The 13,738-nt window shown below is 70.7% G+C and carries 14 protein-coding genes; 10 read left to right on the plus strand and 4 right to left on the minus strand.

What is annotated here, in order from left to right; all coding sequences use genetic code 11:
- Positions 1 to 43 precede the first annotated feature (43 nt).
- The gene (locus ACFY1H_RS00370; protein WP_366577231.1) at positions 44 to 1,954 is read right to left on the minus strand and encodes a glycosyltransferase; all 1,911 of its coding nucleotides are present in this window, start codon (positions 1,952 to 1,954) and stop codon (positions 44 to 46) included.
- A 5-nt stretch (positions 1,955 to 1,959) separates the two neighbouring features.
- Positions 1,960 to 2,427 (minus strand): GtrA family protein, encoded by a 468-nt coding sequence (locus ACFY1H_RS00375; RefSeq protein WP_366577229.1) that lies wholly within the window; start codon positions 2,425 to 2,427, stop codon positions 1,960 to 1,962.
- Between the two features lie 157 nt (positions 2,428 to 2,584).
- Between ACFY1H_RS00375 and ACFY1H_RS00380 the strand changes: the two genes are divergently transcribed.
- From ACFY1H_RS00380 to ACFY1H_RS00425, 10 genes are all read left to right on the plus strand, one after another.
- On the plus strand, positions 2,585 to 3,958 hold the full coding sequence (locus tag ACFY1H_RS00380) for an FAD-binding oxidoreductase (protein ID WP_366577227.1): 1,374 nt from the start codon (positions 2,585 to 2,587) through the stop codon (positions 3,956 to 3,958).
- Positions 3,955 to 4,710 carry a decaprenylphospho-beta-D-erythro-pentofuranosid-2-ulose 2-reductase gene (locus tag ACFY1H_RS00385; protein WP_386943588.1) on the plus strand — a complete coding sequence of 252 codons (756 nt, stop codon included), beginning with the start codon at positions 3,955 to 3,957 and terminating at the stop codon, positions 4,708 to 4,710. Before ACFY1H_RS00380 ends, ACFY1H_RS00385 begins: the two co-directional genes overlap by 4 nt.
- Positions 4,711 to 4,783: 73 nt before the next feature.
- On the plus strand, positions 4,784 to 5,287 hold the full coding sequence (locus ACFY1H_RS00390; RefSeq protein ID WP_386943590.1) for a YbaB/EbfC family nucleoid-associated protein: 504 nt from the start codon (positions 4,784 to 4,786) through the stop codon (positions 5,285 to 5,287).
- A gap of 2 nt (positions 5,288 to 5,289) precedes the next feature.
- Positions 5,290 to 6,780: a WXG100 family type VII secretion target gene (locus ACFY1H_RS00395; RefSeq protein WP_386943592.1), complete on the plus strand. Its 1,491-nt coding sequence runs from the start codon at positions 5,290 to 5,292 to the stop codon at positions 6,778 to 6,780.
- Positions 6,777 to 7,481: a hypothetical protein gene (locus tag ACFY1H_RS00400; RefSeq protein WP_366577219.1), complete on the plus strand. Its 705-nt coding sequence runs from the start codon at positions 6,777 to 6,779 to the stop codon at positions 7,479 to 7,481. Before ACFY1H_RS00395 ends, ACFY1H_RS00400 begins: the two co-directional genes overlap by 4 nt.
- Complete coding sequence (locus ACFY1H_RS00405; RefSeq protein WP_386943594.1) at positions 7,481 to 8,077, plus strand: hypothetical protein; 597 nt, start codon at positions 7,481 to 7,483, stop codon at positions 8,075 to 8,077. The genes ACFY1H_RS00400 and ACFY1H_RS00405 overlap by 1 nt, the downstream gene beginning before the upstream one ends.
- 80 nt (positions 8,078 to 8,157) lie before the next feature.
- Positions 8,158 to 8,793 (plus strand): VC0807 family protein, encoded by a 636-nt coding sequence (locus tag ACFY1H_RS00410; RefSeq protein ID WP_386943596.1) that lies wholly within the window; start codon positions 8,158 to 8,160, stop codon positions 8,791 to 8,793.
- 99 nt (positions 8,794 to 8,892) lie between these two features.
- Positions 8,893 to 9,429, plus strand: coding sequence for a sigma-70 family RNA polymerase sigma factor (locus ACFY1H_RS00415; protein WP_366577213.1), 537 nt, complete (start codon positions 8,893 to 8,895; stop codon positions 9,427 to 9,429).
- A complete protein-coding gene (locus tag ACFY1H_RS00420; protein WP_386943597.1) occupies positions 9,426 to 10,034 on the plus strand; it encodes a hypothetical protein in 609 nt (202 codons plus the stop codon). The genes ACFY1H_RS00415 and ACFY1H_RS00420 overlap by 4 nt, the downstream gene beginning before the upstream one ends.
- A gap of 23 nt (positions 10,035 to 10,057) precedes the next feature.
- Positions 10,058 to 11,533 carry a beta-propeller fold lactonase family protein gene (locus ACFY1H_RS00425; protein WP_366577209.1) on the plus strand — a complete coding sequence of 492 codons (1,476 nt, stop codon included), beginning with the start codon at positions 10,058 to 10,060 and terminating at the stop codon, positions 11,531 to 11,533.
- On the opposite strand, the gene ACFY1H_RS00430 is transcribed toward ACFY1H_RS00425, so the two are convergent.
- Together ACFY1H_RS00430 and ACFY1H_RS00435 are read right to left on the minus strand one after the other, a co-directional pair.
- The gene (locus ACFY1H_RS00430) at positions 11,530 to 12,915 is read right to left on the minus strand and encodes a hypothetical protein (RefSeq protein WP_366577207.1); all 1,386 of its coding nucleotides are present in this window, start codon (positions 12,913 to 12,915) and stop codon (positions 11,530 to 11,532) included. The genes ACFY1H_RS00425 and ACFY1H_RS00430 overlap by 4 nt on opposite strands.
- A gap of 97 nt (positions 12,916 to 13,012) precedes the next feature.
- Positions 13,013 to 13,639: a hypothetical protein gene (locus ACFY1H_RS00435; protein WP_386943599.1), complete on the minus strand. Its 627-nt coding sequence runs from the start codon at positions 13,637 to 13,639 to the stop codon at positions 13,013 to 13,015.
- Positions 13,640 to 13,738 lie beyond the last annotated feature (99 nt).

The following is a 13,738-nucleotide window of genomic DNA, read 5'->3' on the forward strand; positions in this document are numbered from 1 at the left end:
GAAGGCCACCACAGATCAGTGGTGGCCTTCGTCGTGAAAAGAATCAGAGCTCGTACAGCCGCTTCCAGTTCTCCCGCGACGTCAGCTCCGGCATCGCGCGCTTGTACTGCTCCTGCACGCCCGCGCCTTCCTTGCGCAGCCGCTGGATCACGCGAGCGCCACGGCGGGCGAGGTCGAACATCTTCACCTTGTCGTACGTGCGCACGCGCACGCCTTCCTGCGAAGCGTCCGTGACCACGGCCGTGTCGAACAGCGCGATGTGCCACCAGTGCGCCTCGTCGATCGGCACCGCGCCGAGGCCGAAGCGGCTGCGGCCGAGCACGCGGTCGACCACGCGCTTGATCAGCACCAGGCGCTGCATGCTGGGCCGCGGCGCGCTGTTGATGATGCCGATGTCGTTGGACGCGATGCCCGGGACGTCGGTGGCCTTGTGGCGCTTGGTCTCCGGGTACGCCTCGCGGATCCGGCGGATCTCCTTCATCGCCGCGACACCGCCGTCACGCAGGACCTCCGGCCCCTCGAGGAAGTCCTCGACAGCCTTGATCAGCGTGGCCGACAGGCCGTACTGCATGCCCAGCAGGTAGCGCACCAGCTGCGCGAGCAGCACGCGCGAAAGCAGGTTCAGGTTGAACGGCGAGTGCAGCGCGGCGGTGATGATCGAGTTGCGCAGGTTGAAGTACCGGTGCCACTCGTCCCAGTCCTTCCAGTGGAAGTCCGCGTGCCACACGCCGGCGCCCGGCAGGGTCACCGTCGGGAAGCCGTACTCGCGGGCGCGGTAGGAGTACTCCGCGTCGTCCCACTGGAAGAAGAACGGCATCGGGTAACCGATGGCCTTCACGACCTCGTAGGGGATCAGGCACGACCACCAGCCGTTGTACCCGGCGTCGAGGCGGCGCTCCTGGCGGTTGGGCTTGAGGGTCTCCTCGTCGACGCCCAGCAGGTCGGCCGTGGACAGCGAGTGCGTGACCGGCTGGCCCGGCTCCAGCGTGTTCAGGCGCGCGTACTCGGCGCCGACGTGCAGCTGGTTCGGGTGCAGCAGGTTGAGCATCTGGCCGCCGACGATGATCGGGTTGGCCGAGCGGTTGGAGAACGCCGTCATGCGCACGACGAGGTCCGGCTCCAGGAGCACGTCGTCGTCCATGAACAGCACGTTGGCGTGCTCGGTGGCGGTGTGGCCGGCCACCTCGTACAGGCCGCGGGTGAAGCCGCCGGCGCCGCCGAGGTTGGGCTGCTTGATGTAGTGCAGCTTGTCGCCGAGGTCCTTCGCGACCTGCTCGAAGCCGTCCCGCGACTCGACGAGGTCGGTGCCCTGGTCGGCGACGTAGATGGCATCGAGCGTGTGCAGCGACGACACGTCGGCGGCGAGCGCCTGCAGGTTCTTGAGGCAGTCGTCCGCGCGGTTCATCGTGCAGATGGTCACCGCGGTCGGGCGGATCTTCTCCGGTGCGTCGACCGTCCAGCGGACCTGCTCGACGCGCAGCGTCTGGCCGCCCTCGGTCTCGAGGTCGAGCCACAGCGCGCCGCCGTCGTAGAACTTGTCGAGGCTCGCGGCCATCGTGACCTTGCGGGCCTTGGCGCCGGAGACCTGCTCGGCGTTGACCACGCGGGCGTCGCCCTGGAGGTCGGACGCGCCGACCGAGAGCAGGCCGTCGCCGCTGACCACGGCTTCCACGGTGACCGAGGTGACCGTGGTCCAGCGCTGCCAGTAGCTGGCCGGGAAGCGGCCGAAGTAGGTGTTGCCGGTGACCTTCGACGACGGTTCGACGGTGAGCGCGTCGCGGTCACGCACCGCGGAGCCCCATTCGAGCTCGGCGTAGAGGTCCTTGCTGACGATCGGCGCCGGGCCGGCGTACAGCCCGCGCTGGGCCGTCAGCCTCCCTTCGGGCGCGTGCTCCGCGAACCGGGTCTCGCCTTCAGGGGCCGCCTCCGCGACCGGGGCTGCTTTACCGGGCATCGAACTCAGTTCTCCTTTACCGGCCGCTCACGAAACACGACCCACTTGAGCATGACGAAATTGATCACGGTCGCCGTCGCCTGTGACACGACCCAGCCGAACGTGGCCTTCCACGTCGACTCCGGGAGCAGGTGCAGCATCCACTGGTTCACGCCGACCGCCACGAGGAACGTGACGGCGTACAGCAGGATGAAGCTGCCGATCTGCGTGCCGCCATCGCGACGGCCGCCGGCGAACGTGAACCGGCGATTCAGGAAGAACGCCGTGGTCGTGCCCACGACGAAGCTGATCGCGCGAGCGATGTCGACCCACGGCACCGCGTCCATGCCGACGGCCCTGAGCAGCGAGTACGTACCCAGGTCCAGCAGCGCGCAGAACCCGCCGATCAGCCCGAAGCGGATGAGCTGGCCGAGCAGACCGGGGCCCGTCGGTGTTGTCACCGTCGTCTCACTCTGCGGTTCAGTAGCCACCACTGGAATACCTTCTCGGCTCGATGCGTCGTCGTCTCGGGAAGCCCTGTCCGTGTCGACTTTGACGCGCGGACGCTTGTGCCTTGATGCGCAAAGTGTAGAAGCGGTCACTTGCACGCCACGTTCCGGGCGGTGTTCGGCGTGGCTATACGCTGGTCGGGTGACCCAGACACCCGACACACAGCGACGCACGCTCACCGGCTGGGGCCGCACCGCCGGGACCGTCGCCGACGTCCTGAGCACGCCTGATGTCGAGACCATCGCCGCCGCCGTCGCGTCGGCCGGCCCCCGCGGGGTCATCGCGCGCGGCCTCGGCCGCTCCTACGGCGACCCGGCGCAGAACGCCGGCGGGCTCGTGGTCGACATGACCGTGCTCGACCGCATCCACTCGATCGACCCCGGCTCCGGGCTGGTCGACCTCGACGCCGGCGTGAGCCTCGACAAGCTGATGCGCGAGGCGCTCCCCCACGGCCTGTGGGTGCCGGTGCTGCCGGGCACGCGCCAGGTGACGATCGGCGGCGCGATCGCCAACGACATCCACGGCAAGAACCACCACTCGGCCGGCAGCTTCGGCAACCACGTGGTGTCGATGGATCTGCTCACGGCCGACGGCAAGGTCCGCACGCTCACTCCGGAGGGCGACGAGGCGGAGCTGTTCTGGGCGACCGTGGCCGGCATCGGCCTCACCGGCATCATCACGCGCGCCACGATCCGGATGAAAAAGACGGAGTCGGCGTATTTCTACGTGGACGCCGACCGCACGTCGAGCCTCGACGAGACGCTCGCGCTGTTCACCGACGGTTCGGACCTCAACTACGACTACTCGATGTCGGTCCCGGACCTGATCTCGTCCGACTCACGCCTGGGCCGGGCCACGTTCTCGCGCGGCTCGCTCGCCACGCTGGACCAGCTGCCCGCGAAGCTGCGCAGCGAGCCGCTGAAGTTCGACGCGCCGAAGCTCGCGACACTGCCCGACGTGTTCCCCAACGGCCTGGGCAACAAGCTCACCTTCGGCCTGATCAACGAGCTGTGGCAGAAGACCGTGCCCAAGAAGGGCGTGCGCGGCAAGGTCCAGAACCTGACGCAGTTCTACCACCCGCTGGACATGATCTCGGAGTGGAACCGCGCGTACGGCTCCAAGGGCTTCCTGCAGTACCAGTTCTCGGTGCCGTTCGGCGCTGAAGACCAGCTCAAGGCCATCTGCCGCCGGATCGCGACGTCGGGGCACTACTCGTTCCTCAACGTGTTCAAGCGCATGGGCGACGCCAACCCGGCGCCGATGTCGTGGCCCTCGCCCGGCTGGATGCTGAGCGTGGACTTCCCGATCAAGGCCGGCCTGAGCCGGTTCTGCCTCGAGCTCGACGACGAGGTGCTCGCCGCGGGCGGCCGCCTGTACACCGCGAAGGACTCGCGGACCACGGCGGAGACGTTCGCGAAGATGTACCCGCGGCTCGAAGAGTGGCGCAAGGTCCGCGCCGCCGTTGACCCCGAAGGCGTTTTCGCCTCTGACATGAGCCGGAGGCTCGCACTGTGATCGACGCCGTTGGCAACCCCCAGTCCCTGCTGCTGCTCGGCGGCACGTCCGACATCGCGCTGGCCATCGCGGAGAAGTACCTCGCGGAGAAGCCGCTGCGGGTCGTGCTGGCCGCGCGTCCGTCGCCCCGGCTCGACGCCGCGGCGCAGCGCCTGAAGGACCGCGGCGCCGAGGTGTCCACTATGGACTTCGACGCGAAGGACACTGCCGCGCACCCGGCCGTGCTCGACCGCGCGTTCGCCGGCGGCGACATCGACGTGGCCGTGGTCGCGTTCGGCCTGCTCGGCGACCCCGAGGAGGTCTGGCAGGACCACGCCAAGGCCGTGGAGCTGGCGACGGTGAACTACGCGGCCGCCGTGTCGGTGGGTGTGGCGCTGTCGGAGAAGCTCAAGGCGCAGGGCCACGGCACGATCATCGCGCTGTCGTCGGTGGCCGGTGAGCGCGTGCGGCGCTCGAACTTCGTCTACGGCTCCACCAAGGCCGGGTTCGACGGCTTCTACCTGGGCCTCGGCGAGGCGCTCGCCGACCACGGCGTGCAGGTCACCGTCGTCCGCCCAGGGCACGTGAAGACGAAGATGACGGCCGGGCTGAAGGACGCCCCGCTGGCGCAGACGGCCGAGCAGGTGGCCGACATCGCCGTGACCGCCGCGCGCACCGGCAAGGACCTGGTGTGGGCGCCGGCGCAGTTCCGGCTGGTCATGTCGGTGCTGCGGCACGTGCCGCGCCCGATTTTCCGGAAACTGCCGATCTGACCGGGAACTCCCGAGGCGGGACCTTCGTCGCATATGGTGGACGAAGGTCTTTCACCTTTCTGGGGGTTCCACCATGCCGGACCAGGCAGCGCGGCTCGACGCCGTGCTCCAGCGGTTCCAGGAGCAGGCGGCCCGCGCCGCCGAACTCAAGGACCAGATCGCGAACCTGCGCGGGCACGCCCGCAACGCCGACGGCTCGGTGACGGTCACCGTCGCCCCGTCGGGTGCCGTGCTCGGACTGCAGCTGAGCCCGCAGGCCATGCGCCGCTCGCACACCGCGTTGCAGCAGGAGATCCTCGGCGCCATCCGCTCGGCGACACAGCAGGCCGCGGCGGCGCTGAACCAGACCGTGGAGCCGGTGCTGGGTGAGCGGGCCGGGCAGTTCCGAGAGGCGTTCAACGCGCACGTCGAGCCGCTCGGGCCGAGTGCGCCGCCGCCGGCGCGCTCGCTGGCCGCGCCGGGGCAGCCCGCGTCACCGCCGCAAATGCCGCAACCGCCGCAGAACACTCGGAACCGGACGAACCCGCGAGCCGTCGAAGACGACGACTTCGGGGGTCCCATTCTTCGGCGGGAGTGATCGTGACCAGTGGGTTCAAGATCGAGCCGGCGGCGCTGAACGCGCACGCGAGCGGCTCGAAGGAAGCGGCCGGGCACTTCGGCAGCCTCGCCCAGCTGCTGCAGCAGGCGCGGGTGAGCGACGACTGCTTCGGCCCGCTCGGCGAGCTGATGGCGTACAAGTACTTCGACTCACTGCAGGAGTGCCAGGACCTCGCCGACCAGGCGAAAACGTTCCTGGACGCCATCGCGGACAAGACCACGCTGGCCGCGCAGGCCTACCAGGGCCACGAGGACGCGACCACCGACGCCGTGACCGGGCTCGGCAAGGAGCTTGCCGACGGCGGCAGCGGCGCGGGGTCGCTGTCGGACGTGAACCACGCGGGCGACGCGGGCCGCAAGAGCTACTTGGAGCAGAACGGCGGCTACGGCAGCTCGTGGCTGTCCACGTCGACCGAGGTGTCGCAGGCGAGCAGCCCGCCGGACGTCGCGATCGCGGCCGTGCACACGCGCATGGAGCAGATCCAGCTGGTGACGAGTCCCGGGCAGTCGTTGCTGGACAACGGGCTCGGGTTCCTCATCGGCATCGTGATCAGCCCGCTCGTGGAGTTCGTGCTGGAGCCGGCGATCGGCGACCCCGAGCAGATGCGCAGCACCGCGCAGGGCTGGGCGCAGGTGGCGCAGTGGCTCGACGGCGTCGGGGAGCACGAGCGCAAGCGCGCGGACCTCACGAAGGAGCCGTGGGAAGGCTCCGGCGGCGACGCGTTCCGCAAGCAGATGGGCGAGTTCTCCGAGGGTGCTTCGGCGTTCGCGGACGAGGTGCGCGGGCTGCAGCAGATCCTGGAGCTGGCCGCGGACCTGTTCGACGCGTTCGTGGAGATCGTGATCGACATCCTGCAAGAGCTGGTGATGGGCCTGATCATCGAGTGGCTCGCGGCGCTGGCGGCGTCGTGGATCACGGCAGGCGCGTCGGTGGGGGCCGCGGGGGCGGCGACCACGGGCGAGGTCGCGGTGACCGGCGGGCGGCTCGGGATGAAGGTGAAGCAGCTGCTGGGCAAGCTGAAGCCGCTCATCGAGGAGCTGGAGAAGATCCTGCAGAAGCTGCGCACGGGGCCGTTGAAGAAGGTCGTGGAACGCGTGGAAGGCCTGCGCAACGGCAACTTCCTCGAAAAGCGCGTGGCCGACATGATCGACAAGAACCCGATCGCGAAGATCCTCACCAAGGCCGACGCGGCCACCGGGGCTTCGCGGACGGGCAACCGGTTCGCCAACGCGCTGGGCGTCGGAGGCAACGGCGCCGATGCGTTGACCACCAACCTCACGGAGACAGGCCTGCGGCTGGCGGGGATGAGCGGGACGTCGAGCGTGGGCAAGGCGGCGTGGCGGGGCAGCGCGGGGAACATCGCCGAGCAGGGCATCGAGCAGGGCGTGAAGTACGGTTACAACCAGTCTCAGACCGACGGTGAAGACGAGCGCCGCGAGGCGACCGACCGAGGATTCTCACTCGAAGAATGAATCTCGCCGATCCCCTGGGTGCCGCCACGCAGGCGCGGCCACACCTGCGTGCTGACGAGCGGTTGTTGTGGGCTGCCTTCGGTGGTGTCACCGGGTACGACGTCCGTGGTCTCGACGAGTTCGGCAATCCCGCGAAGAGCCTCATGCGCAAGGTCGGCTCGGGGCTGGCGGATTTCGCCGGCGGCGTGGTCGACGCGGCGTTGTCCGGTGACGAGGACAGCGGCAGCGGGGGGACCGGCCCCAACCCGAAACCCGCCGTGGTCGTTTTCGGTGACCGGTCCGGGCTGCTCGCCGAGCAACTGGTGCGGGGCGCGCGGCCCGCGTTGTGGGTGCTGACCACCTCGCGACTGCTGCTGCTACGGGTCGTCGTACCGGAAGAGCCGGCCGTAGAACCGGAGAAGTCGTTGCTGGGCAAGGCGATGGGCTTCGGGCGGGGGATGGCGAAGTTCGGCAAGGACGTGGCGGAGATCGTCACGGACCGGCGCAAGACGTACGGCGAGAACCGCGAGGGCGAGCCGGTGGCTCCCCGGGAGTTCGAGGAGGCGGCGGCGCTGCCGCGTGAGCAGATCGCCGGGTTCGCCGTGGCCCGGAGTGGGTTGCGGATGTCCCTTGTGGACGGTTCCGGCTTCGAGCTGCGGTTCGGCGCCGAGGAGCCCGAGGCGTTCGAGTGGCTGCTGGCCCGCACGAACGGGGTCGCGTGATGCGTGCGGTCGAGCTGAAGCAGGCCGGCGAGGTCGACGAGATCATCGAGCGCGACTACGCGAAGGTGTGGTTGCGGCGTAAGGAAAAGCTGCTGCTGGGCTGCCCGCCCGCGCACGGCCACGTCGTCGCGTGGGTCGGCGGCGCGCGGCACCTGCCGTACGCGCCGGCGCGCGAGCCGGTGAAGGTCACGACGGCGCCGGGCCGCTGGCCGACGCCCGCCGGGCTGCCCGACGAGGACTGGACCGACGACCCGTCGCTGGCCTACCGCGTCGAAGCTGCAACGCCCGCAGCCCTTGCCGTGCGGATCGCCGACCACCTCGCGTTCTCCGCCGGCGCCGCGCGTCTGACCTGGACCGATCGGCGGCTCGCGCTCGTGTACCCCACGAAGTTCGTGGCCGAACCGGACACGAAGGACTTCTTCGTGACGGCCGAGGAGTTCCCGGTCGACGTCGTGGCGCGGCTCGACGCCGTGACGCCCGGCCGCAGCTTCCCCCCCGAGCCGGGGATCCGGTTCACCTTCGCCGACGGCTCCACGCTGACCCAGCGTGACCTGCTGGCACCGATGAAGGTGCGAAGGGCCCTCTCGCGCCGCTGACGGGCATCAACCGATCGGTGGATGCCGGGTGGCCGGACCGACGATGGTTCCGCGCTGCGTTCCCCCGAACACTCGGACGTATGGGTAAAGACTTCCGTTCGTCCGCGTTCGCCCTGGTCATCGACATCGGCGCACCTGTCGGGGGCTACTACCTGCTGCGCGCGTTCGGCGTGGTGCCCGTGTGGGCGCTGCTGCTGAGCGGCCTGCCGCCGGCGTTGCGCGTGCTCTACACGGCCGTCACGCGGCGGCGCGTGGACGGGATGGGCTTGTTCGTGCTGGCGATCGTCGCCGTGAGCGTGGTGACGACGCTGCTCACCGGCGACGCGCGGCTGCTGCTGGTGCGCAACGCGTGGTTCAGCTCGCTCGCCGGTGTCTGGCTGCTGGCGAGCCTGGTCATCGGCCGCCGGCCGGTCACCTACGAGGCCGCCCGCGCGCTCCTTCCGGGCAAGGGCACGCAGCTCGACGACGCGTGGGAGCAGCGACCGTCGTTCCGGCGCCTGTGGCGGGTGCTCACCGTGGTCTGGGGCGTCGGCGGCCTCGTGCACAGCGGCGTGAGCGTCGCCATGGCGTACACGCTGCCCGTCGACGACGTCCCCGCGCTGGACACGGTGGTGTCGATCGTGTTCTTCGTGCTCCTGCAGGTCGTGACCCAGGTGCTGCTCGTGCGCGAGGGCTCGATGCGCACCGTGGTCGGGCGCCCCGCGGCCGTGCGCTGAGGAGTCCCGCCGTGCTGCACTGAACAAGATCGCGTTCCGCTTCAACACTCCGGCTCCGGCACGCGTATCCCCTCGCGGCACAACGGAACGGGGTGGGCGGTGCGGCTGAAACGGTCGGCGGACACCGAGGCGATGCGCAGCGAAGGCGACGTGCAGGCCGCGTACACGCGCTACGGCGGCGAGCTGTTCGGCTTCGCCCTCAACGCGCTGGCCGACCGGCACCTGGCCGAGGACGTGGTGCAGGAGACGTTCGTGCGGGCGTGGCGCGCCGGCCGCCGCTTCGACCCGGCGCGTGGCAGCCTGCGGACCTGGCTCTTCGGCATCCTGCGCAACCTCGTCGTCGACGCCACACGCCGCCGTGCGACCCGGCCGGCGCCGGCACCCGCCCTCGGCGAACCGGACCGGGCCGACGACCCGTTCGACCGGCTGCTCGTGAGCATCCAGCTCGACGAGGCCATGCGCCGGCTCAGCGACGAGCACCGCGACGTGGTCCACGCCGTCCACGTGGAGGGCCGCACCTGCGCGGACTACGCGGCCGAGCTGGGGATCTCCGCGTCGACCGCGCGCAGCCGGCTCTACTACGGCATCCGCGCGCTGCGGCTGATCCTGGACGAGAGCGGAGGGCTCGTGCGATGACCGACGACTGCGTGCGGGTCCGCGGCGAGGTCGCCGAGGCCCTGATGCTGGGCCGCTCCCTGCCCGAGCCTCTCGCGCGCCACGTGGCGACGTGTGCCGGCTGCGCCCGTGACACCGCCGAGCTCCGCGAGGTCGCGGCCACGTTCGCCTACACCGAGGGCGGGCCGCGGGTGCCCACGCCGCCGGAGCTGGGGCCGCGCATCGGCGCCCGCGTGCGCGCGGCGGACGGGGCGCGCCGCACGCGACGGCTCGTGCTCGCCGCCGCGGCGGTCGTGGTGGCGGCGGTCGTCACGGGGACCGTGGTGCTGTCGTCCGGCGAGCCACCGCAGCCGGTCGCGCTGGAGCGCGACGGCCTGATGGTTCCACACCCGTGGGGCACCGAGGTGCCGATCACGCTCAGCGGCCTGCGCGACGGCGAGACCTACCAGCTGGTCACGGTCGGGTCGGGTGGGCGGAGCCTGCCCGCGGGCAGCGTCCGCGCCGACGGGACCGGGCCCGTGCGCACTCGCATGGTCACGGCGATGAGCCGCGACACCATCGTCGCGCTGCTCGTGCGCGACGACGCCGGCCGCAGCGTCGCGCAGCTCGCGGTCGCTCCTCGGTAGAAGTCCCTACGGAAAGGCAAACCATGCCCTGGAAACGCCGGATCTCCTTCGCGCTCGCGATCGTCGCCGCGGCGGGTGGGGCCGTGGCGGTGGCGAGCAGTGCCGCGTCGGCGACCGACGACGGGTTCAGTGCCGTTCCGCCGCCCGCGCCGGTCCCCGTCACCTCGCACGACCGCGTCTACACCGCCGACCAGACGTCGAACACGGTGACCGTGATCGACCCCTCGGCGAACAAGGTCCTGGGGACGATCGCGCTCGGCGCGCAGCGGCTGTCGAACACGCTGAACCCGCAGTACCTCGACGACGAGAACGTGCACGGCCTCGCCTACTCCCCGAACCGGCAGCGCCTCGGCGTGGTGAGCATCGGCAGCAACACCGTGGACATCATCGACACCACCACGAACAAGGTGCTCAGCCACACCGACGTCGGGCGCGCTTCGCACGAGGGCTCGTTCACGCGCGACGGCCGCGAGTTCTGGGTCGCCGATCGCGGCCGCGACACGGTGACGATCGTCGACGCCTTGCACGGCGGGGTGATCGAGAACCTGCCGGTGGGCACTGGACCGTCCAAAGTGGTCATGAGCCCCGACGGGCGCACCGCCTACGTGAACCACATCGCGCTGCCCGAGATCACCGTGGTCGACGTGGCCTCGCGGCGCATCACCGGGCACATCACGGGCCTGGGCGACGTGTTCTCGTCCGACCTGGCGATCTCCCCGGACGGCCGCGAGCTGTGGGTGCCGCACAAGCGCGCCGGCAAGACCAGCGTGGTCGACCTGGTGCACCACCGCGTGCAGGCCGTGCTGACCACCGGGCCGGACACCAACCACCCGAACTTCGCGGGCGACTTCGCGTACCTCACCGTGGGTGGCCTCGACGAGACGCTCGTGTACCGCCGCTCCCCCGGCACTCCCAAGCTGGTCGCGACCGTCCACGACACCGGTCACGCTCCGCACGGGATCTGGCCCAGTGGTGACGGTTCGCGCATGTACGTGGGCATGGAGAAGTCCGACAGCGTGGACGTGATCGACACGCGCACGCAGCGGGTGGTCAGCTCGTTCGGTGTCGGGCAGGAACCGCAGGCCCTGGTGTACGTGCCGAACGCGGCACCGGGCGGCGGCGCGCCGAACCTCGGCACACAGGGCTTGGGCCAGCAGGGCCACGACGTCGCCGCGACACTTCCGGACGGTTCGGACGGCACCACGCTCGACCCGGCCACGGGTCGCCGGCTGGAGGTCACCGTGCGGCCGATCGCCGGCCTCGACAGCATCGGCCTGCAGGCCCGCGGGCTGGCCCCGAACACGACCTACACGGCGTCCAGTGTGGATAGTCACGGCGCACGGACGACGCTGGTCAGCTTCCGCACCGACGCGATGGGCAACGCGCCACAAGTGCTGGCCTTCGCTGTGTTCACCGGCCGGAGCGTGGCGCTGAGCACCGGCGCGACGGGCGCGGTGCAGGCGGCGATGGACGACACCGGCGGGTGTTGCTGCTGCTAGCGCGCCGGCGCCAGGTAGAGGTGCTGGGTGCCGGCGCGCGGTGAGTCGATGGTCCAGGTCGCCAGGGCCGTCGGGGGCGGCGCGTGCGTCGTCGTTTCGAGCACGAGGTCCGGCGGCGTGGGTGCGACGCCGTGGTCGAAGTGGTGGAAGTTGGCTTCGATGAGGGCGCGGCCGAGCTCGTTGCTGCGCAGCTTCGTCTCGGTGATGGCCGGGTCGACGGCACCGCGGTCGGAGAACTCGCCGACGAGGTGGCAGTCGCACGCGTACGCGAGCGCGCCCGCTTCGCCGGGACTCTCCACGGCGCGGCCCTTCGCCAGCGTGGCGAGCTGCGTGCCGATCTCGCGGTACTCGTCCGTCGCGGCGAGGTTGCCGGTGATGGGCGCGAAGCGCCGGGGCACGCCGGGAGCCACGTAGACGCCGACGGCGGCGGCTAGTACCAGCCCGGCTGCCGCCATCACCGGGATGCGGTGGGGCGTCAGGCAAATCCACGCGGCGAGGAACACCGTCGCCCCGACAATCGCGGGTGCGTACGACCAGGGGTTGGGCGACGCGACGACCACCGCGTGCACAATGCCGGCGCCCGCGAGCACGGCGAACGGCCGGGTGGCTTCGTCGCGGCGTACCAGCGCCACGATCACCGCGAGCGGCACCGGCAGGAACGCGATCAGCGCGGCCGCGGGAAAGTCGAGCCACGGCACCGTCGGCTGCTGGAACACCACGGTGTCCGGCACCGCCGACCCCAGCACGAACCAGCTGAACGCGAACCACGGCACCGCCGCGACGAAGGCGGCGAACGTCGTCTGCCAGATGCCCTCCCAAAACCTCGGCCGCACCACGAACACCACGAGCGCGACCAGCACCAGGTCGACGCGCACCAGCACGAGCGCGCCGGCGGCGAACCCGAGCGCAGCCGGCCGCCGCTCCACCGCGAACACCAACACCCACACGGCACCGGCCGCCGCGGGTACCACTTCGAGGCCCACCGCCGACACGAGCAGCGGATTCACCAGCAACCCCGCGAAGGCGAGGGGCACGAAACGGCGAGGGATCCCGGTGCGTTCGGCCAGCCGCTTGAGCCCCATCGCCAGCACCACCTGGCACACCACGAACACCACACCGGCCCCCACCAGCGCGTCCCGGACGACAACCGTCACGGCGGCGATGGCGAACACGTGCAGGGGTGAGGTGGCCGTGTTGGCCGTACCTTGCTCGACGAGGCCCCAATGGCCGTGCAGGGCCAGGTTGCGGGCGTAAGACAGCGTGACGTAGGCGTCGTCGACCAAATGCCGGCCGGCCAGCAGGAACACCACGGCCGACACGCCCGCGACACCGAACGGCAGCCACCTGTCGATGGCCGGCCGGACAACGGTGTCGCTTCGCATCACGCGACACCGTACACAACGGCCGTGATCTTCCTGTTACCTACTCCGAAGACTTGTGCCCCGTCAGCCGCGCACGAACCAGCCCGGGGCCGAGCGATCAGATCCCGTAACCAGTCCCGGTTCCGCTGCTGGTCCCCGTCCCACCGGGACCACCAGGACCACCGGGACCGCCCTGGCCGAACCCAGGTCCGCCACGGAATTCGCGATACCCGCCGCCACCACCGTCACGGAAGTGCGACATCCCCGGCCGCCCGTCGTGCTGAGTCGCGGCCATGACACCGCCCACGACGCCGCCACCGACGAGCAGCCCCAGCACACCGACACCGACCAGCTGGGTCACGCGATTGCCGACGAAGCGGCGGAACCCGCCCGGCTGACGAACCGGCTGCGGCCCGCCCCACACCCCAGGCGGAGGACCGTACGGTTGCTGCGGCATTCCAGGCTGCTGCACGCCGGGCTGTGGCTGCCCCGGCGGGACCTGCTGGGCACCCGGCTGCTGCACACCCGGCTGCGGAGCCTCGGCCTGCGGCTGCCCCGGTTGTCCCGGCGCAGCTTGCTGCGCCCCCGGCGCCTGCTGCTGTCCCGGCGGGACCTGCTGCTGGTTCTCCGCAGCACCCCGCGCGTCTTCCCCAGAACCACCAACACCAGGCTGCGAGCTCTCGACGGTCGCGTCCTGCGGCGAACCGCCTTCGCCGGACTGCTCCGGCGGGACCTGGTCACTCATCTTCGGCTCCTCCGGCTGAAGTGGGAACGGGCGGCCTGCCCGCTCCCACCTCCGAGGATGACCGGTATTTCTGTGCGCAGCCTGATACTCAGCTGTCTA

The organism is Amycolatopsis sp. NPDC001319 (genome assembly GCF_042896185.1).
Lineage (GTDB): Bacteria > Actinomycetota > Actinomycetes > Mycobacteriales > Pseudonocardiaceae > Amycolatopsis.